Annotated in this window: 14 protein-coding genes; 4 read left to right on the top strand and 10 right to left on the bottom strand. The window is 54.9% G+C overall.

Annotation, left to right across the window (positions count from 1 at the left end; translation table 11 throughout):
* The first annotated feature begins 141 nt into the window (after positions 1-141).
* Positions 142-1,476: a glycoside hydrolase family 28 protein gene (locus tag DZE2538_RS15580; RefSeq protein ID WP_038914528.1), complete on the top strand. Its 1,335-nt coding sequence runs from the start codon at positions 142-144 to the stop codon at positions 1,474-1,476.
* A gap of 213 nt (positions 1,477-1,689) precedes the next feature.
* The gene (queD, locus tag DZE2538_RS15585) at positions 1,690-2,058 is read left to right on the top strand and encodes a 6-carboxytetrahydropterin synthase QueD (protein WP_012885957.1); all 369 of its coding nucleotides are present in this window, start codon (positions 1,690-1,692) and stop codon (positions 2,056-2,058) included.
* A 36-nt stretch (positions 2,059-2,094) separates the two neighbouring features.
* Here the strand turns inward: queD and queE are convergent, their stop codons facing one another.
* The gene (queE, locus tag DZE2538_RS15590; RefSeq protein WP_019846159.1) at positions 2,095-2,766 is read right to left on the bottom strand and encodes a 7-carboxy-7-deazaguanine synthase QueE; all 672 of its coding nucleotides are present in this window, start codon (positions 2,764-2,766) and stop codon (positions 2,095-2,097) included.
* 256 nt (positions 2,767-3,022) lie between these two features.
* Here queE and DZE2538_RS15595 point away from each other — a divergent pair, with 256 nt between their 5' ends.
* Entirely contained in the window at positions 3,023-3,997 is a 975-nt protein-coding gene (locus DZE2538_RS15595) for an MBL fold metallo-hydrolase (protein WP_038916746.1), read from the top strand.
* 72 nt (positions 3,998-4,069) lie between these two features.
* Here the strand turns inward: DZE2538_RS15595 and bglB are convergent, their stop codons facing one another.
* The 7 genes from bglB to rlmD form a co-directional block, all read right to left on the bottom strand.
* Positions 4,070-5,209, bottom strand: coding sequence for a beta-galactosidase BglB (bglB, locus tag DZE2538_RS15600; RefSeq protein ID WP_038914531.1), 1,140 nt, complete (start codon positions 5,207-5,209; stop codon positions 4,070-4,072).
* Positions 5,210-5,301: 92 nt separating this feature from the next.
* Complete coding sequence (locus tag DZE2538_RS15605; RefSeq protein ID WP_023640624.1) at positions 5,302-6,876, bottom strand: MFS transporter; 1,575 nt, start codon at positions 6,874-6,876, stop codon at positions 5,302-5,304.
* Positions 6,877-7,391: 515 nt separating this feature from the next.
* Entirely contained in the window at positions 7,392-8,690 is a 1,299-nt protein-coding gene (gene eno / locus DZE2538_RS15610; protein WP_012885962.1) for a phosphopyruvate hydratase, read from the bottom strand.
* A 97-nt stretch (positions 8,691-8,787) separates the two neighbouring features.
* Positions 8,788-10,425 (bottom strand): glutamine hydrolyzing CTP synthase, encoded by a 1,638-nt coding sequence (pyrG, locus tag DZE2538_RS15615; protein WP_016940421.1) that lies wholly within the window; start codon positions 10,423-10,425, stop codon positions 8,788-8,790.
* Positions 10,426-10,651: 226 nt separating this feature from the next.
* The gene (gene mazG / locus DZE2538_RS15620) at positions 10,652-11,449 is read right to left on the bottom strand and encodes a nucleoside triphosphate pyrophosphohydrolase (protein ID WP_019846163.1); all 798 of its coding nucleotides are present in this window, start codon (positions 11,447-11,449) and stop codon (positions 10,652-10,654) included.
* 67 nt (positions 11,450-11,516) lie between these two features.
* A complete protein-coding gene (gene relA / locus DZE2538_RS15625) occupies positions 11,517-13,754 on the bottom strand; it encodes a GTP diphosphokinase (RefSeq protein WP_019846164.1) in 2,238 nt (745 codons plus the stop codon).
* A 9-nt stretch (positions 13,755-13,763) separates the two neighbouring features.
* Positions 13,764-15,098, bottom strand: coding sequence for a 23S rRNA (uracil(1939)-C(5))-methyltransferase RlmD (gene rlmD / locus DZE2538_RS15630; RefSeq protein WP_038916747.1), 1,335 nt, complete (start codon positions 15,096-15,098; stop codon positions 13,764-13,766).
* A gap of 60 nt (positions 15,099-15,158) precedes the next feature.
* Here rlmD and barA point away from each other — a divergent pair, with 60 nt between their 5' ends.
* Positions 15,159-17,927 carry a two-component sensor histidine kinase BarA gene (barA, locus tag DZE2538_RS15635; protein ID WP_038916748.1) on the top strand — a complete coding sequence of 923 codons (2,769 nt, stop codon included), beginning with the start codon at positions 15,159-15,161 and terminating at the stop codon, positions 17,925-17,927.
* 125 nt (positions 17,928-18,052) lie between these two features.
* Here barA and DZE2538_RS15640 read toward each other — a convergent pair whose 3' ends face one another.
* Together DZE2538_RS15640 and garR are read right to left on the bottom strand one after the other, a co-directional pair.
* Positions 18,053-19,195 (bottom strand): glycerate kinase, encoded by a 1,143-nt coding sequence (locus DZE2538_RS15640; protein ID WP_038916749.1) that lies wholly within the window; start codon positions 19,193-19,195, stop codon positions 18,053-18,055.
* Between the two features lie 100 nt (positions 19,196-19,295).
* Positions 19,296-20,186: a 2-hydroxy-3-oxopropionate reductase gene (garR, locus tag DZE2538_RS15645; RefSeq protein ID WP_172640073.1), complete on the bottom strand. Its 891-nt coding sequence runs from the start codon at positions 20,184-20,186 to the stop codon at positions 19,296-19,298.
* Positions 20,187-20,199 lie beyond the last annotated feature (13 nt).

A 20,199-nucleotide genomic window follows, 5' to 3' on the forward strand; every position in this document is an offset into this window, starting at 1 on the left:
CACGATCACATTCCGGCTGATGGCGTCAGAGAGGCTGTGAAGGCGCTCTAACCTTCAATGATTTCCCGTCGCGCTACGGCTGCTGACGAGAAAAAGCCGTGCTGGAATAGCTCATCATCTGCCCGATACAGGATCACCACCATGACGCTATCTTTTCGTACTTACCAACCCGCCGCCGATGGCATTACCCCGGATACCGCACGCTTCCAGCAAGCACTCGACGACCTGGACGCACAGGGCGGCGGCACGCTGGTGGTCGAGTCGGGACGTTATTTGCTAGGGGGCCTGCGGCTTCCTTCGAACTGCTGCCTGCAACTGGATGAAGGCGCGGAGCTCATCGCCAGCGCCTGTTATGACGATTTTGCCCACACCACAACGCTCAGCGTGGCAGAGCTTTCCGATCGTGCATTTTTGTATGCACGCCAGCAGCGCAACATCACCTTGTGTGGAAAAGGAAAAATTACTGGCAGCGCCGATGCCTATTTTTCGGCACAGCCCGATGAGCAAGGCTATCGGTTACCCGCACAGCATCGGCCGCGTATTGTGGTGCTGGAGGACTGTGAGCAGATTACGATACAGGATATCACTATCGAACACGCCCCGATGTGGACCGTCCATCTGGTGAGTTGCCGTCAGGTCAACGTTGAACGCCTGACGGTGGATAACGACATGACGATGGCCAACACCGACGCGCTCAATCTCGACAGTTGTCAGGATGTCATCGTCCACGATTGTCATCTAAGCGCCGCCGATGATGCCTTGTGCATCAAAACCACCGCCAAGCCCCCTGCCATGCAATATAAAGCCCAACGTATGACCGTCAGCCACTGCCGGTTGCGCTCACGCAGCTGTGCGCTGAAAATCGGTACCGAGACCTTTGCCGATATCGAAGACCTGAACGTCAGCCACTGTACTCTCTACGACTCCAACCGGGGGATCGGCCTTATTTCCCGCGATGGTGGTGCGTTTCGTCGAATTTGTTTTAGCGATATCACGGTCGAATGCGTCACTGCGCCGCCGTGTCATTGGGGGAAAGCAGACCCGATATTCATCTCGGTACGCTACCGCGATCCAACGATCGAACCGGGGGTTATTGAGCAGGTTCGCTTTGCGCGGATAACCGGTGTCAGTGAAGGGGCTATCAATCTGCACAGTACGCCAGCAGGTTATGTCCGCGATATTCATTTCGAGGACATAACGCTGACACAACAATCAGGCGATAGTACGGAACAAGGCCTGTACGACGTTCGCCCGCCCTGTAACCCGGCCCGCCCCACCGGCATGGGACTGGATAATGCGTATCTGGTTAATCCGGATACCGGGCGCGCTTATGGCGTGGAGGTTTATCCGGGGGGAATGCCTGCGCTGTTTGCGCGCGGCATCAACGGGCTGACATGGCACAACATGACGCTACAACGCCCCTCCCCGTTGCCTGTCGGCTGGAACCGCGATGCGATTATTGAACTGGCAGAGTAGCTCTTGAACTGACAGCGTAATGATTGAACTGACAGCGTAACCTGACCACCTGATTGCTCCGCTCTATTCGGACTGGCGCAACAGACACAAGCGACAGTGACTGCACAAGGCATAGACCTCACACAAGGTATAGTCGGGTTGTCAGGAAACGTGCTTCACACCGTACTTTCCGGTAGTATGCGACGGTTTTTTGAATGACACGAGAGCATCACCATGCCAACCACACTGTTTAAAGACTTCCAGTTTGAGGCCGCACACCGGCTTCCCCATGTGCCGGACGGCCATAAATGCGGCCGCCTGCATGGGCATTCGTTCATGGTTCGTCTGGAAATTACCGGTGAGGTCGATCCTTATACCGGCTGGGTGATGGATTTCGCCGAATTGAAGGCGGCGTTCAAGCCGACCTGGGAGCGGTTGGATCACCACTACCTCAACGAGATCCCTGGGCTCGAAAACCCAACCAGCGAAGTGCTGGCGCGGTGGATCTGGCAGCAGCTTAAACCGACACTGCCGTTACTCAGCGCCGTGACCGTCAAGGAAACCTGCACCGCCGGGTGCATCTACCGCGGCGAAGAGGACTAACCCCACACCCGACGCCACGCGCTATTTTCCGGCTCGTCAGGCGATATTCAGGTATTTGTGAGTCTGCATCGATAAACGCCAGTTGCGGGCGATGCAGGTTTCAATACACAGCCGGGTGGCATCCTCTTTCTGGCTGACGGGTTGTAAGGCCACAACCCGCGCCTTATCGTCATCCAGTCGCGCCAGTAACCCATCCAATGCCTCGATATCCCGCTCACGCGCCACCGGGTGTTTGATTTCATCCGCCCGTTGCAACGCCTGATCCAACACCGCCAGACCGCCACGCATATTCACTTTGGGAGACACCGTCACCCAACAAGCTGATGAGCAACGCACCTCATGGGTGCCGCTGGTTTCAATCTGGGTACTGAATCCCTGCTGTTCCAGCGCCTGCGTCAACGGCGTTAAATCATGAATACAAGGCTCGCCGCCGGTAATCACCACATGTCTGGCGCTGTACCCCTGCTGCGTTATCTGTTGCAACAGCTCCTCGACACTGGAACTGCTCCAGGCATCACTTTCCCCGTGCTTAACCAGCACCTCCGCCAGTGAGATCTGCCGCTCTGGCAGTGTGTCCCAGGTGTGTTTGGTATCACACCAACTGCACCCTACCGGGCACCCTTGTAGACGGATAAACACCGCCGGGACGCCGGTAAAAAAACCTTCGCCCTGCAGGGTCTGGAACATTTCGTTAATCGGGTAACGCATCGTGTTTGAGTATTCCTTCTGGCTAAACCACTATTATCGCCGATAGTCGGAGCCATGCCAAACCGCCGGGTGCGCATCCCAACCAAACGGCTGAATGAAACGGTGACCTGTATACGGTTACCTGAAAACGGTTATCAGAAAAAATGCAGTTACCGAGAAAAGACGATTGCCGGAAATTTGTACCTTCCCGCTTCCCGGTTAATAATCAACAGGCAGCATATATCCGGCCGAACTTCTTCAAATAAGGAAATGCACGATGACGTTATTAAAGCCTCTGGCTGTTTTCTGTTTATCACTTTCTCTGGTGTCGACTTTCGCCCATGCCGAAGCCGTCGCGCAAGTCAAAACCCAACCCGGTTATTACCGTATCATGGTCGGGCAATATGAAATTACTGCCTTGTCTGATGGCACCAACACCATGCCAATGGACAAATTACTCACCCGCACCCCACGGGAGAAAATTGTCAGCCTGCTGGACGCCAGTTACCTGAAGCCACAGGTGGAAACCTCCATCAATGCCTTTCTCATCAACACCGGCAAAAACCTGATTCTGGTCGACAGTGGCACCGGGGCTCTGGGAGGGAAAACCACCGGTAAAACCCTGAGCAACCTGAAAGCCGCAGGTTATAAACCGGAGCAGGTTGATACCGTGCTGGTCACCCACCTGCACGCCGATCACTTCGGCGGGCTGGTTAGCGACGGCAAGCTGGTTTACCCCAACGCCGTTATTTATGTGAACCAGAAAGACACGGATTTCTGGTTGAGTCAGGATAATCTGAAAAAAGCGCCCAAAGATAAAAAAGCCGGATTTGAACGCGTGCAGGAAGTGTTCCGCCATATCCGTGAGGCTGGCAAACTCAGAACATTTACCGATAACCAGTCGCTGCCAGCCAATATCATTGCCGTACCGACACCGGGTCACACCCCCGGCCATACGGCATTTTTAGTCAACAGCGACGGGCAGAAAATCCTGCTGTGGGGAGATATCGTCCATGCTGAAGCGGTGCAAATGCCACTACCGGATACCGCTATCACCTTTGACTCCGATAGCGATCAGGCGGTTCGCACCCGCGATGCGTTGCTGAAAGAGACGGTAAAACAAGGCTATTGGGTGGCTGGCGCACACCTGCCATTCCCCGGTATTGGTCACGTCGCGGCACAGCATGATGCCAGCGGTAAAACCAACGGTTATCGCTGGTTACCGGTGAATTACAGCCTGTCGGGATTGTGAGTGATAGCATTCATCAAAAACACGGGCTTCCAGTGGAAGCCCGTGCAACATGACCTTTACCTGTCGACGTGTTTACAGATAAACGCGCAAGTACTCTGACAGACACAAAATCGCCATCGCCTGACCATACGGCATGGAGGTCAGCGGAATCTGGCGATAGTAATCCAGATCTTTCCCCATCGCCGTCCCGAAGGAGACGTTGAGCAGCTCACCGCTCTCACTGATATTTGCCAGTACGCCACGCATCGCCTTTTCCGCTACCTCTGCGTAGCGACGGTCGATATAGCGTTTGCGTACCGCTTTCAAGATGCCATAGGCAAACCCGGCAGTCGCGGAGCTTTCCAGATAAGAATTAGGGTCATCGAGCAGGGTATGCCACAGACCGCTATCATCCTGATACTTCGTCAGCGCATCGACCTGGCTCTCCAGCACCTGAATCAGAAAACGTCGGGTGGCGTTACCTTCCGGCAAATCCAGCAGTTCGATAAACTCCGGAATAACGATGGTCAACCAACTGTTGCCGCGAGCCCAACGCGCCTGGGCAAAACTGTGGTTGCCGTCAAAAGTCCAACCGTGGAACCACAGGCCGCTTTGACGATCCATCAGGTACTGCACATGCAGCAGGAACTGGTAAGTCGCCTCCTCCACAAATTCAGGGCGATTAAGCAGTTTGCCGATCTTCGCCAGCGGCAACACGCTCATCATCAGGGTATCGTCCCACAGTTGATCGGTGTTTTCGCTGTTATAGACAATATGCTGCAACCCGTCCTTGTGGGTACGCGGCATATCGTACATCACCCATTCTGCCCAGCGTTCAAGATACGGCACCCAACGACTGTCGCCGGTTTCTTCATAGCGGTAGGCCAGCGTCAAAAACGGGCATACCGTGTTGACGTTTTTGGTCGGCGTTCCCTCTTCCAGTCGAGCAGTAAACCAGTCATCGATGATAGCGCGCATCCGCTCGTCACCGGTCTGGCGATAATACTGGTAGATGCCATACAGCCCGATGCCGTGCGTCCATTCCCAACCTGCCCACCCTTTGGTGTCGATGACCCGCCCGTCATCCAGACGCAGCAGGAATTCGCCGGTTTTATCTTCGATATTGACAAGGTTGTCGGTCACCCGGCAAATCAATGCCTTTAACTCGTCCCGTGAGATAACGTATTCGGGCTGGCGCAACAGCGCACTATGCTTTACAGGAAAAATGGTCATAACAGATATCCAGTTCCAGTTTTATTACCCATCAATCGATGGCTTAACAGTCAATCACATCGCGTCAATCGCGCGTCAGTTTAACGACAGACTCAATGGACGCCGTGGTGAGGCGTTCCACGGGCTATTGGCCGGGCTGGCGCTTTATGGCGGTTGAGGTAACCAATGTTGTTGTTCCCCCACAGCGACTCATAAGGCATACCCGCCAGCATCTCCACCGTCTCACGCGCTTCAGGCGTAATTTTTTCCGGTACGATACGGCCAGCTTCGCGCATTTTCGCCGTTTCCTGCCGCAACACTTCATGGGTTTGCAGATTCAGTTTAAAGCGCAGAGATACCAGAAAACCCAATGCCAGTACGGCGACAGTCCCAAAGCACAGCACCGTCAGAATGGTGTGGCTGACGCCCGGTGCCTGCACGCTCTGACCAGAAACAAAACCGGATAACTGTAAAACGATCCCCACCAGCATCACCGCCCCCGCCTGAGAGGCTTTACGGGTCAAGGTCATAATCCCGGCGAAAATCCCTTCACGACGTTGTGCAGTGATCACCTCGTCCACATCGGCAATGTAGGTATAGGTATTCCACGGGACATAGTTGATGCCGCCACGTCCCAGACCGGCCAGACCAGATACCAGCAACAACAGCGAAAACGCCGAATGCATCCCGCTGTAATAGAGGAAGCCATACGAGAGTGCACTTACACCAAACAGGCATACCACCATGCGGTAAGACGGTGCCGGACCAAATTTGATGCACAACGGGATCATCGCGATCACCGAGATAAATTGCAGGATAGCCATCGTCCCCATCAGGTTTGACGCCACCGTCGGGCTTTGCATCAACACGAACACCACGTAATACGTGAACACCGCATTAAATACGTCCTGCGCGATGTAACCGCCCAGATACATCCCTAAATGCTGGCGGAAGATGCGAATGCGCAGCGTCGACAGCAGTTCAATATTGAGGCGCTTGAGGCTCTGTCCGAGCGTCAGTGACTGACGTTCTTTTTCCGCCCGTAATGAGGCTTCAGACATCTGGTCGCGTGAGCGCTCCCAGGTAAACAGATACACCAATGTCAGTACACACGCGCAAATGACTGAGAACACCAGACTGGCGTAGAAAAAAGACACCGCGTTATCTTTACCGAAATGCCCCAGCAGAATGCCCGGCAAAAACGCGGCCAGAATGGCCGACAACTGTGCCAGCGCGATACGCGCGCCGGAAAACTTGGTTTTTTGTTTAAAGTCATCCGTCATTTCCGGCACCAGCGTTTCATACGGCACCAGAACCATGGTGTAGATCACGTCAAACAGCAGGTAAGTTAGCAGGTAATACCAGTAATCCATGTGGCCGACCCACATCAGGCTGTAGCTGAAGACACAAGGAATACCAAGCAGAATAAAGAATTTGCGACGCCCGAAACGCTTACCCAACCAGGTCGAACCGAAGTTATCGGTCAGGAAGCCCATCAATGGGCTGACGACGGCATCCAGCACCCTGGCCATAGCAAAAATAAAGGTCGCCTCAATCGGCGTCAGACCGCAAAACGTGGTGTAAAAATAGAGCAACCAGCCAGCGGTGAGCGCCGTGGTGCCGGCCCCGAGAAAGTCGCCGGAACCATAGGCCAGATAATTCGCCAGCCCAATCTTACGTGTTTTCATCGCCATCCTTCCTCATTGATTGTATTTATGAAGGTGTTGCAGCGGCCCTAAAAAACATCGCTGCCGCCGTAGCGTTAAGGTAACGAGGCAGCAAGGCAAAAACCTTTGTGCGTTTGCCACCCCCTCATCGCTGCTGGCATCCGCGGGAAGAACCAGCCGATCGGCTTCAAACTTCTTATCGAAATAGGATTTTGAATCAGCAGAACCTGTAGTTTGAAATCACTCTACCGGGTCGTGAGGCAGGCCGCATGCGGCGAAGAAGAGATTTGGGATCAGGTTCATTATTTGTTAGTGCAAGGTTCAGGACTCTAAAAAGAGTCAGGAAGCGTGCTCATACATCCACAACATCGCCCCCTTCCTGGCAGGTCAAAAGACAGGGTAACGCTATCTACCACACCAGACCGTATCGCGCTGGCAGCAGACCATGAGCGACAGGCAAAAAAAATCCGGAAGCGAAAACGCTTCCGGATTGCAGAGGTGATTTCCGGCGAGTTAACTCACCGGATGGCAGGCGATTAAGCCTGACCTTTCACTTCTTTCAGGCCGTTGAACGGTGCAGAGTCGCCCAGTGCTTCTTCGATACGAATCAGCTGGTTGTACTTAGCAACACGGTCAGAACGGCTCATAGAACCGGTTTTGATCTGGCCAGCCGCCGTACCTACCGCCAGGTCAGCGATGGTAGCGTCTTCAGTTTCGCCAGAACGGTGAGAAATAACGGCAGTGTAGCCTGCATCTTTCGCCATCTTGATAGCAGCCAGCGTTTCAGTCAGAGAACCGATCTGGTTGAATTTGATCAGGATGGAGTTGGCGATGCCTTTCTCGATACCTTCTTTCAGGATCTTGGTGTTAGTGACGAACAGGTCGTCGCCCACCAGCTGGATTTTGTCGCCCAGCACTTTGGTCTGGTAAGCAAAACCGTCCCAGTCAGATTCGTCCAGACCGTCTTCGATAGAAACGATCGGGTACTGTTTGGTCAGGTCTTCCAGGAAGTGAGTGAATTCTTCAGAGGTGAACGCTTTGTTGCCTTCGCCAGCCAGAACGTATTTACCGTCTTTGTAGAATTCAGACGCTGCACAGTCCATCGCCAGAGTGATGTCTTTGCCCAGCACGTAACCGGCTGCTTTTACCGCTTCAGCGATAACGGCCAGCGCTTCAGCGTTGGAGCCCAGGTTCGGCGCATAGCCACCTTCGTCACCTACAGCAGTGTTCATGCCTTTGGACTTCAGTACTTTTGCCAGGTTGTGGAACACTTCAGAACCCATACGGATGGCTTCTTTAACAGTTTTCGCGCCAACCGGCTGAATCATGAATTCCTGGATGTCGACGTTGTTGTCGGCGTGCTCACCACCGTTGATGATGTTCATCATCGGCAGCGGCATGGAGTATTTGCCCGGGGTGCCGTTCAGTTCAGCGATGTGAGCATACAGCGGCAGGCCTTTAGACGCGGCAGCGGCTTTGGCGTTAGCCAGAGAAACAGCCAGAATGGCGTTAGCGCCGAAGTTGGATTTATTCTCGGTACCGTCCAGATCGATCATGATCTTGTCGATAGCAGCCTGATCCTTAGCGTCTTTGCCCAGAACAGCCTGTGCAATCGGACCGTTTACCGCAGCAACGGCTTTAGTAACGCCTTTGCCCAGGAAACGGGATTTGTCGCCGTCACGCAGTTCCAGCGCTTCGCGGGAGCCAGTAGAAGCGCCTGACGGTGCAGCAGCCAGACCAACGAAACCACCTTCCAGGTGAACTTCCGCTTCAACAGTCGGGTTTCCGCGTGAGTCGATGATTTCACGGCCAATGACTTTAACGATTTTGGACATCAGATTTTCCTCAGTACAAGTTAAACTAAAACCTCAGACGGCAACGCGCGATCAGAAGACCGCGCGTTGCTGCAAAACTCATTTCACTGGTAAAACCTTACTTCACCTGACGCTTCTGGTACGCCCCGGCGGCTTTGACAAAGCCGGCGAACAGCGGGTGCCCGTCACGCGGTGTGGAGGTAAATTCCGGATGGAACTGACACGCCACGAACCACGGATGATCAGGAATTTCGACAATCTCAACCAGCTTGCGGTCTGCGGAGACACCAGCAACACGTAATCCCGCCGCCTCAATCTGTTTTAACAACATATTGTTGACTTCGTAACGGTGGCGATGACGTTCAATGATCGTCGGCTCACCGTACATCTGACGCACCAGGCTGCCTTCTGTCAGATGGCACTGCTGCCCGCCAACACGCATCGTGCCGCCAAGGTCGCCATCTTCAGTACGCACTTCAAGATTACCATCCGCATCACGCCATTCGGTAATCAGCGCCACCACCGGGTACTTACAGTCTGGCACAAACTCGGTAGAGTTGGCGCCGTCCATACCGGCGACATGGCGAGCGAACTCGATCAGCGCCACCTGCATGCCCAGACAGATGCCCAGGTAAGGGATGTTGTTCTCACGGGCATAACCTGCCGCCATGATTTTCCCTTCCACCCCGCGGTAACCAAACCCGCCCGGCACCAGAATCGCATCTAAACCTTTCAGTACATCGACACCGCGGGTTTCAACATCCTGCGAATCAATGAACTTGATATTCACCGTCAGACGGTTCTTCAAACCGCCATGCTTCAACGCTTCAACGACTGACTTGTACGCATCCGGCAGTTCTACATACTTGCCGACCATACCGATGGTCACTTCACCAACCGGATTGGCTTCTTCGTAAATCACCTGCTCCCATTCTGACAGGTTTGCTTCCGGACAGTTCAAGCTGAATCGTTTACAAATATAATCGTCCAGACCCTGAGATTTCAATAGCGCTGGAATTTTATAAATGGAATCAATGTCCTTCAGCGAGATAACCGCTTTCTCCGGCACGTTACAGAACAGCGCAATTTTTGCGCGCTCGTTAGCCGGTACAGTGCGGTCGGAACGGCAAATCAACACGTCAGGCTGGATACCGATAGACAGCAATTCTTTCACTGAATGCTGAGTCGGCTTGGTTTTCACCTCACCCGCCGCAGCCATGTACGGCACCAGCGTCAGGTGCATAAACAGGGTGTGCTCGCGGCCCACTTCCACTGCCATTTGCCGAATCGCTTCAAGAAACGGCAGAGACTCGATATCACCAACCGTACCGCCGATTTCTACCAGCACCACGTCATGGCCTTCGCCGCCTTCGATAATACGTTCTTTAATGGCGTTGGTGATGTGCGGAATGACCTGAATGGTCGCCCCCAGATAGTCACCCCGACGCTCCTTACGCAGAACGTCAGAATAGATGCGTCCGGTGGTGAAGTTATTGCGGCGCGTCATCTTTGTACGAATAAAACGCTCGTAGTGACCCAAGTCGAGATCGGTTTCAGCGCCATCTTCGGTGACAAACACTTCGCCGTGCTGCGTCGGGCTCATCGTGCCCGGATCCACATTGATATACGGGTCCAGTTTCATGATGGTCACGTTGAGGCCACGGGCTTCGAGAATAGCCGCGAGGGAGGCTGCGGCAATGCCTTTACCCAGAGAGGATACGACCCCGCCGGTCACAAAAATATAATTAGTTGTCATGCTGAACCTGAAAGTTTAGGTTTAAGGACGATGGAAAGACCAGGACGGGAAACTAGTATACCCGAACCTGGGAGACGCCACAAATGATCGTTTTACCCTTTGTGACGTTGACAGGCTCCGGCTGGTAAGGTATTTCCCAAGCAGGCGATAGACAATGTTCGGGTTTACAATCAGCCGGATAGCACGAAAAAGCGCATAAAACGCGCCCTTCACTCAGAAAATGACTTCAAGCGTTTTTTTCTGATGCTTTCACCTGCTGCCAGGCGATTTCCATTTCGTCTAACGTCGCGTCAGATAAGGTTTTGCCTTGGGCAGCAATCCGTTGCTCGACCTGTTGGAAACGGCGAGTGAACTTGCGATTAGCCTGCTGCAACGCCGTTTCCGCTTTATGACCAAGATGACGGGACAGATTGACCGCTGCAAACAGCATGTCGCCTATCTCCTCCCCCAGTTTTTCCGGGTCGATCACCGCCTGCTGCGCCTCAACCATCACCTCATCGATCTCTTCATACAGCTTATCGACCACTGGCCCAAGCGTCGTCCAGTCGAAACCGACGGCGGCACACCGCTGCTGGATTTTATGCGCCTGCATCAGCGCGGGCAGCGCCTGGGGAATGTCATCGAGTTGCGAATGGCGATCTTTTTCTGCCCGCTCTTGCGCTTTGGTCTGCTCCCAGTTAGCCAGCACCGCTTCACTGCTCGACAAGGTGGCGTCACCAAAAATATGTGGATGACGGCGCTCCAGCTTGTCGCTGATGGCATCACACACATCCGAGAAATCAAACAGCCCTTGCTCTTGCGCCATGCGTGCGTAAAACACCACCTGAAACAACAGGTCACCCAGTTCACTGCGCAGGTCGTCAAAATCCTTACGGCTGATGGCATCAAGCACTTCGTAGGTTTCTTCCAGCGTATACGGGGCGATGGTGTCAAAGGTTTGTTCGCGATCCCAGGGGCAACCGTTTTCCGGGTCACGCAGTTGCTGCATGATGCGCAGCAAGCGCTCGATGGCAGATGAATTCATAATAATCCTGATAATGACATGATAAAGGCGGGACCAGCCCGCCTTAAGGTAGTAACAACGGTATCCATTAATTGCCCTGCAAGCGCCGAGCGTCAATCACATCCGGCAGTTGATTGAGCTTAGCCAGTACCCGGCCCAGCACCTGCAGATTGTAGATTTCGATATCCATGTCGATAGTCGCGAGTTGCTGTTTCACGTCGCTGCGGCTGGATACCCCCAACACATTGACCTTCTCGTTGGCCAGAATGGTGGTGATATCACGCAGCAAGCCGCTACGGTCGTTGGCGGTTACCCTGACGACCAGCGAGTAGCCGCTGGAGTAGCTTTCCCCCCACACCGCTTCGACAATACGCTCCGGCGCATGACTGCGCAGGTCATCGAGCTGTTCGCAATCGGCACGGTGAATAGAAATACCACGCCCGCGGGTGATGAAACCGATAATGTCATCCCCCGGAATCGGCTGGCAGCAACGCGCGATGTGGTGCATCAGGTTGCCAACCCCTTCTACCACCACCCGGCCATTGTCCTTGGTGCTGACACGCTGAGCCGGTTGCTGGGATTTCTGCGTCAACTGGCGCAGCGCTTCGCGATCCTGCTCTTCCGCACTCGGCTGGTTCACCTTCGATTGCAGGAAGTTTACCAACTGATTCAGGCGGATATCGCCACCACCGATGCCAGCCAGCAATTCATCCATCGAATTGATGTTGTAACGCGGCAACAGCAGTTTTTCGGCCATCTTCAGGCTTACACCAAGATGCGCCAGTTCATCATCCAGGATCTGTTTACCCGCGAGAATATTCTTGTCCCTGTCCTGCTTGCGGAACCAGTTGTGAATTTTGGAGCGCCCGCGGCTGGTGGTGATATATCCCAGATTGGGGTTCAGCCAGTCACGGCTTGGGTTCGGCTGCTTCTGGGTAATGACCTCGATCTGGTCGCCCATTTGCAACTGATAGGTGAACGGCACGATACGCCCGCCCACTTTGGCACCGATGCAACGGTGACCGATATCGCTGTGAATGTGATAGGCAAAATCCAGCGGCGTGGAACCGGCAGGTAAATCCACCACATCGCCCTTCGGGGTAAACACGTACACGCGGTCGTCGAACACCTGGCTGCGCACCTCGTCGAGCATTTCGTCCGAGTCGGCCATTTCTTCCTGCCAGGCCAGCAGTTTACGCAGCCAGGCGATACGCTCTTCATAGCCGGAGCGCCCGCTGGTGGAGGCACCTTCTTTGTATTTCCAGTGCGCGGCAACCCCCAGTTCGGCATCCTCGTGCATCTGCCGGGTACGAATCTGAATTTCCAGCGTTTTGCCGCCCGGCCCTAACACCACGGTGTGGATCGACTGATAACCGTTAGGTTTAGGGTTGGCGACGTAGTCGTCGAATTCATCCGGCAGGTGGCGATAATGGGTATGCACAATCCCGAGCGCGGCATAGCAATCCTGCAAGCGCTCGACCACGATACGCACCGCCCGCACGTCAAACAGCTCATCAAACGACAGCGATTTTTTCTGCATCTTGCGCCAGATGCTGTAGATATGCTTGGGACGGCCATAAACCTCGGCTTTCAGCCCTTCGGTTGCCATCGAGGCGCGCAGGTTTTTAACGAAGTCGTCAATGTACTGCTCACGGTCGATACGCCGTTCGTGCAGCAGTTTAGCAATGCGCTTGTACTCATCCGGGTGCAGATAGCGAAAACAGAAATCCTCAAGCTCCCACTTGAGCTGCCCGATACCCAGCCGGTTCGCCAGCGGCGCATAGATATTGGTACACTCTTTGGCCGCCAGTACGCGCTCTTCTTCGGGTGCGTCTTTCACTTCACGCAGGTGGGCGATACGCTCAGCGAGCTTTATCACCACGCAACGGAAATCTTCCACCATCGCCAACAGCATGCGGCGGATATTATCCACCTGTTCAGATGCCATCGAATCGTGCTGGGTGGCTTTAAGCTGGCGAATCGCATCCATATCGCGCACGCCATGCACCAGATTGACGATATTCTTGCCGAAGGTTTCCTTCAGCGTGTCTTCTTCCACCACGTTGGCGTCGGCCAACGGGAACAGCATCGCCGCGCGCATGCTGTCGTTATCCATACTCAGGGTGGAGAGGATTTCCACCATTTCGATGCCGCGCCACAACAGCAACATCGCATCCGGGTGGTCTTGCGTTTTTTCTTCGCAGTAACGCCAGGTCTCAGCGAGACGTTCGCACGATGTTTTACTGGCGATACCCAGGGAGGCAATCCACGCGTCCGGCACGAACTTGCCTTCGGTATTCAAATGCGCACTTCTTACCGCAACCATAATTTCTCCCTACTTTACCGAACCTTCGGAACCAAGCAAAAACAGTGCCATTGACTCAAGATGTCCGGTATGTGGAAACATATCCAACATGGTCAACCGGGCCAAACGATAACCGGCCGCCATCAGTACCTTGCTATCTCTCGCCAGCGTGGTGGGGTTACAGGATATATACACCACCCGCCGGGGAGCCAGTTTCACAATCTGCGGCATCACACCCGGCGCACCGGCGCGAGCCGGATCAAGCAATACTTTATCAAACCCCATTGACGCCCACGGTTGTCGGGTAACGTCTTCTTCCAGATTATGATGATAAAATGTGACCTGGGTCAGCCCATTGCGCCGGGCATTTTCCTGCCCTTTCTCCACCAGCGCCGCGACGCCCTCAATACCGACCACCCGACCGGCGTGCTGCGCCATCGGTAACGTAAAATTGCCCATGCCGCAAAACAGGTCGAGCACGCGGTCCTGCGGTTGCAGTTCCAGCCACGTTAACGCCTGCGCCACCATACGTTGGTTAATCTCATCATTCACCTGAATAAAATCACGCGGACTGAACGCCAGCGATAACCCGGCGATACGATAAGACGGCATGTCGCCGTGCAGACACTCCAACGTGCCCGCCTCCGGCGCAACAAACAGCGATGCACCGCAAGCCTGCACAAACGCCGTCAACGCGTGCCGGTCGGCGTCACACAACGGCTCCAGATGACGCAAAATAACCAGCGGCCCTTGCTCCGCCAAGACCAGTTCCACATGCCCGAGCCGCCGTTGCGCCCGCAACTGCCCCAGGCAGTCGCGTAACGGTGCCAGTAAGGCTTCCAACGCCGGATGCAAAATCGGGCAGGCACTGATATCCACCAGGTCGTGCGACCCCGCCTGCCGATAGCCCATCTGCAACTGGCGTGTTTTCGCCTGATAGTATAATGCAAGGCGTGCGCGGCGGCGGTAGCCATAGGCCGCCGCACCGATAACCTCCGGCTCCGGCACGGTTTCACCGGTTTCCCGTTGCATCAGGTGTTTCAGTGCGGCCGATTTACTGCGATGCTGTAACGGCTGGCTGGCATGCTGCTGCTGGCAGCCGCCGCACACGGAAAAATGTGGGCAACGCGGCGTCACGCGCTCTTCGCTGGTGGTCAGCAAGCGTCGTAATTTAGCGTGGGCAAACTGGCGTTTATCTTGCGTTAGCTGCACCTCGGCCTGCTCTCCCGGTAAGACGCCGGGAATGAACACCGTTTTTCCCTGATGACGGGCGACACCCTGTCCGAATGGATCGAGATCGGTCACCGTCACGGTAAGGGTTTGCCGGGTCGTCACGCGTCGGTTTGGAGAGTAGAATTGCGCCATAAGTGTGCTGTCATTGATTTAATGGAATAGTCGACCTTAATTGTCCCACATTGGAACCCCATGACCAAATACAGTCTGCGCGCACGAATGATGATACTGATTCTGGCCCCAACCATGCTGATCGGGCTGTTGCTCAGTAGCTTTTTCGTCATCCACCGTTATAACCAGTTGCAGGAACAGTTGGCCGACGCGGGTGCCAGCATCATTAAACCGTTGGCCGCCAATAGCGCCTATGCGTTGACCCAACGACAGCCTGAATCGCTACGACAATTGGTCAACATGCTGCACCGCCATCACTCCGGCATTGTGCGCGCCATCAGCGTATTTGACGCCCGTAACCAGTTAATCGTCACCAGTAATCCGAACAACCCACACGCCTTGATGTTGCAGGTGCCGTCAGGCAGCCCGATGCCGACCACGCTGCAATTACAAGACGAAGGCGAAAGTCTGGTGTTGCAGATGCCTATCGAAAACGAAGGCCCGCTTGCCGCCAATTCACTGGTCAGTCGACAAACGCCATTAGGGTATGTGGCGGTCGAGCTGGATTTAAACACGATACGGTTACAGCAATACCGTGAGATGTTCATGGCCGCGATGCTGTTGCTGTTCTGCATGGGGGTGGCCATGTTGCTGGCCTATCGCCTGATGCGCGACGTGACAGCCCCCATTCGCAACATGGTGGAAACCGTAGACCGTATCCGTCGCGGCCAGTTGGACAGCCGGGTAGAAGGCCACATGCTGGGCGAGTTGGACATGCTGAAAAACGGCATCAACTCGATGGCGATGTCACTGACCGCCTACCATGAGGAAATGCAGCAAAACATCGACCAGGCAACGTATGACCTGCGCGAAACGCTGGAACAGATGGAAATTCAAAACGTCGAGTTGGATTTGGCCAAAAAACGGGCACAGGAAGCTGCGCGCATTAAATCCGAATTTCTGGCTAACATGTCTCACGAACTGCGCACACCGCTCAACGGTGTTATCGGTTTTACCCGGCAGACGCTGAAAACCCAGCTCACGACCACCCAGAAGGACTATCTGCAAACCATTGAGCGTTCTGCTAACAATTTGCTCAACATCATCAACGACGTACTGGATTTCTCCAAGCTGGAAGCCGGGAAACTGGTGCTGGAGAACATCCCGTTTTCGCTGCACAACACACTTGATGAAGTGATCATGCTCTTAGCGCACACCGCCCATGAGAAAGGGCTGGAGTTGACACTCAACATTCAGCACGATGTGCCGGAACAATTCGTCGGCGATCCGCTGCGTTTGCAGCAAATCATTACCAATCTGCTGGGTAACGCCATCAAGTTTACCGAGCAGGGCAACATTGATATCCGCATCGAGAAACGCAAACAGGAAAACCTGCAGGTATTACTGGAAATCCAGATTAAAGATACCGGCATCGGTATCGCCGAAGCGCAGCAGACCCAGTTATTTCAGGCGTTTCGTCAGGCAGACACCAGCATTTCACGCCAGCACGGCGGCACCGGTTTGGGGCTGGTGATTACCCAGCGACTGGTTCGGGAGATGGGCGGCGATATCAGCTTCCACAGTAAGCTCAATCAGGGCACCACCTTCTGGTGCACCGTCAACCTGACATTGAATCCACATATGCTGGAACCGGATTATCACTTTGCGCCGTTGCAGGGTAAACATCTGGCCTACGTGGAAACCAACCCGGCGGCGGCGCAGGCGACGCTGGACATTCTGGTGCATACGCCGCTTACCGTTAGCTACAGCCCTACGCCTGAGCAATTGCCGGAGCGCACCTTCGATATCCTGCTGATAGGTGTACCGATCTACTATCGCAATACACTGCTGGATTTTACGCCGCAAATTCGTGATTTCTGCCGTCTGGCCTCCCGTGTCATTCTGGCGTTGCCCAGCCTGGCGGAAATAGAAGCCGAGCAACTGAAAGCGTTCGGCATTCATGCCAGTTTAAGCAAGCCTATCACCGCACCACGGCTCTTATCGCTGCTGCAAGACACCAACCTGTTTAGCCTGGATCAGCACGACGAGGTGCCAGCCCTGCCGCCGCCTGCCACATCGATCCAGCGTTTACCGCTCAGCGTGATGGCAGTCGATGACAACCCCGCCAACCTGAAGTTGATTGGTGCATTGCTGGAAGAACAGGTAGAAAACATCATTTTGTGTGAAAGCGGCGCGGATGCGATCGCCCGCGCTCAGGAAAACCGCCTCGATATCATCCTGATGGATATTCAAATGCCGGGTATGGATGGTTTACAGGCCAGCGAACACATCCGGCGATTGCCGCAACACGCACACACCCCAATTGTAGCGGTCACGGCACATACCATGAGTGGAGAGCGTGAAGTGCTATTGCAGGCCGGTATGGATGATTACCTGTCCAAACCGATTGATGAACAGATGCTGCGCCAGACACTGCTGCACCATACCAGCAAGCCCGAGCCTGAATTGACCGTGCTGCCATCAACAATAACCACACCATCGCCACTGTCACTGGACTGGGACCTGGCATTACGGCAGGCCGCCAGCAAACCGGATCTGGCACGCGACCTGCTGGCGATGTTGCTCGACTTTCTCCCCGAAGTACGTGAGCAGATAAACGCGGTGCTGGCTGGCAACGCGCCGGATAATCTTGTCGATATCATTCATAAACTGCACGGCAGTTGCAGTTATAGCGGTGTGCCGCGACTCAAACAGATTTGCCACTACCTTGAACAGTCGCTACGCAAAGGCCTGCCCGTTGATGAGCTGGAGCCGGAATGGCTGGAATTGATGGATGAGATGACCAATGTGGAAAAGGCCGCACGCAAACGGCTTGAGATCTCTGCCTGAATTCTTCACCGGGAAGCGTCATCAGGCTCGACAGCCGGGCTTCCCATCAGGCAGGCGTCGCAGACAAAGGCTGCGCCTGCCGGTTGATGAGCCGCCCTACTGACGGCTCGTGATGAGTCAGTGGCTCAGGCTATCGTCTGTGCCAGTTTGATGGTGGCGGCGATATTGCGCGCCGTCATACGCACATTGCTGGCGGCATTATCCAACGCCTCCTCCAGCGAGCAAATGGTGTACAGCACGCTGAATACGGCATCGAGGCCATGATCGTGTACCACACCCACATCGGCCGTCAGGCTACCGGCAATGCCGATCACCGGTTTATGGTAGCGCTTGGCGACAGACGCCACGCCAATCGGCACTTTTCCGTGAATGGTCTGGCTATCGATGCGGCCTTCACCGGTGATGACCAACGATGCATCTTTGACCAGCTCATCCAGCCCCAGCGCCTCGGTCACAATCTCAATGCCCCGGCGCAACTCCGCGCCACAGAACGCCAGTAACGCCGCGCCCATGCCACCGGCAGCACCGGCACCCGGCACCGGCTCGACATCGATATCCAGGTCATGACGGATAACGCCGGCATAGTGCTGCAATGCCTGATCCAGCTGTTCTACCATCGCTTCGCTGGCACCTTTTTGCGGCCCGAACACCGCTGAAGCCCCTTGCTTGCCGGTCAGTGGATTGGTGACATCACACGCGACTTCGAAACGACACTGCTGAATACGCGGGTCAAGCGAACGGGTATCAATGTACGCCAGCCGGGCCAGCTCCGCGCCACCAAAGCCGATCGGCTGCTTCGCGTCATCCAGCAATTGCGCGCCCAACGCCTGCACCATCCCCGCGCCGCCATCATTGGTGGCGCTGCCGCCGATACCAATAATGCAGTGACGCACACCGTGGTCCAGCGCGCTGCGAATCAACTCGCCGGTGCCATAGCTGGTGGTCAGCAGCGGATTGCGCAGATGCGGTGGCACCCGTTCCAGTCCACTGGCGGCCGCCATCTCGATGAACGCCGTTTTTTCATCCCCTGACAGCCCAAAAAAGGCTTCGATATCATCGCCCAGCGGACCAGTGACGTTCACTCTGATGATTTTACCGCGGGTTGCCGCCACCATGGCCTCCACGGTTCCCTCTCCCCCATCGGCGACCGGCAGTTTCACATAGCTGGCGTCGGGGAACACTTCCCGAAAACCGGCCTCAATCTGCGTCGCCACTTCCTGGGCGGATAAGCTCTCTTTGTAAGAATCCGGTGCGATAACTATTTTCATAAACGACTCGCGTCATCAACTACCCGCGCTGCAGAACCGGCGCTAATCAAAATGTTCCGTCAACCAGGCGGCGCGCGTGATACCGACGCCGCCTTGTCGACTACCGAGTGACTTCCACTTTCGCCAGCTTCTCATAATAACGAGCCAGCGCACTGTGATCGGCACCGCCCAGATCATCGGCTTTCAGTGCCTGCATCATTTCCATCACAGCAGCGGTCAGCGGCAATTGCGCCCCAACGCCATGAGAGGTATCCAGCGCGTTCGCCAAATCTTTGATATGCAGATCGATGCGGAAACCGGGTTTGAAGTTGCGGTCCATGACCATGGGCGCTTTGGCATCCAGCACGGTACTGCCCGCCAGACCACCGCGAATCGCCTGATACACCAGGTCTGGATTGACGCCCGCTTTGGTTGCCAGCACCAGTGCTTCTGACATGGCGGCGATATTCAGCGCCACAATGACCTGATTCGCCAGCTTGGTAACGTTACCGGCACCAATGTCACCGGTGTGTACCACTGAACCGGCCATCGCCTTCATCACGTCGTAGCAACGATCAAACACCGCTTTATCGCCGCCCACCATCACCGACAGCGTACCGTCGATCGCTTTCGGTTCACCGCCGCTGACCGGAGCATCCAGCATCTCGACGCCTTTTTCTGCCAGCGCTACGGCAATTTCACGGCTGGCCAACGGCGCGATAGAACTCATGTCGATAACGATAGCGCCTTTGCGTGCGCCTTCGATCACGCCGTTCTCACCCAGTACCACCTCTTTTACGTGAGGCGAGTTCGGCAGCATGGTAATGATGATATCGCTCTGCTCGGCGATGGCTTTCGGCGTTGCCGCCGCGCTAGCACCCGCTGCGGTCACTTCGGCAACGGCTTCACTATTTCTGTCCAGCACCACCAATGAATAACCCGCTTTAATCAGGTTTTTGCTCATCGGTTTGCCCATGATACCCAGTCCAATAAAACCAATTTTCATTGCGATAACCTCGTTGTCC

Source organism: Dickeya zeae NCPPB 2538 (assembly GCF_000406165.1).
Taxonomy (GTDB): domain Bacteria; phylum Pseudomonadota; class Gammaproteobacteria; order Enterobacterales; family Enterobacteriaceae; genus Dickeya; species Dickeya zeae.

Bases quoted from the DNA above. Each gene is read 5' to 3' on its own strand.
- queE (WP_019846159.1), bottom strand. From the start codon at position 2,766: ATGCGTTACCCGATTAACGAAATGTTCCAGACCCTGCAGGGCGAAGGT.
- DZE2538_RS15580 (WP_038914528.1), top strand. From the start codon at position 142: ATGACGCTATCTTTTCGTACTTACCAACCCGCCGCCGATGGCATTACC.
- DZE2538_RS15605 (WP_023640624.1), bottom strand. From the start codon at position 6,876: ATGAAAACACGTAAGATTGGGCTGGCGAATTATCTGGCCTATGGTTCC.
- pyrG (WP_016940421.1), bottom strand. From the start codon at position 10,425: ATGACAACTAATTATATTTTTGTGACCGGCGGGGTCGTATCCTCTCTG.
- DZE2538_RS15640 (WP_038916749.1), bottom strand. From the start codon at position 19,195: ATGAAAATAGTTATCGCACCGGATTCTTACAAAGAGAGCTTATCCGCC.
- DZE2538_RS15595 (WP_038916746.1), top strand. From the start codon at position 3,023: ATGACGTTATTAAAGCCTCTGGCTGTTTTCTGTTTATCACTTTCTCTG.
- relA (WP_019846164.1), bottom strand. From the start codon at position 13,754: ATGGTTGCGGTAAGAAGTGCGCATTTGAATACCGAAGGCAAGTTCGTG.
- rlmD (WP_038916747.1), bottom strand. From the start codon at position 15,098: ATGGCGCAATTCTACTCTCCAAACCGACGCGTGACGACCCGGCAAACC.
- eno (WP_012885962.1), bottom strand. From the start codon at position 8,690: ATGTCCAAAATCGTTAAAGTCATTGGCCGTGAAATCATCGACTCACGC.
- barA (WP_038916748.1), top strand. From the start codon at position 15,159: ATGACCAAATACAGTCTGCGCGCACGAATGATGATACTGATTCTGGCC.
- queD (WP_012885957.1), top strand. From the start codon at position 1,690: ATGCCAACCACACTGTTTAAAGACTTCCAGTTTGAGGCCGCACACCGG.
- mazG (WP_019846163.1), bottom strand. From the start codon at position 11,449: ATGAATTCATCTGCCATCGAGCGCTTGCTGCGCATCATGCAGCAACTG.
- bglB (WP_038914531.1), bottom strand. From the start codon at position 5,209: ATGACCATTTTTCCTGTAAAGCATAGTGCGCTGTTGCGCCAGCCCGAA.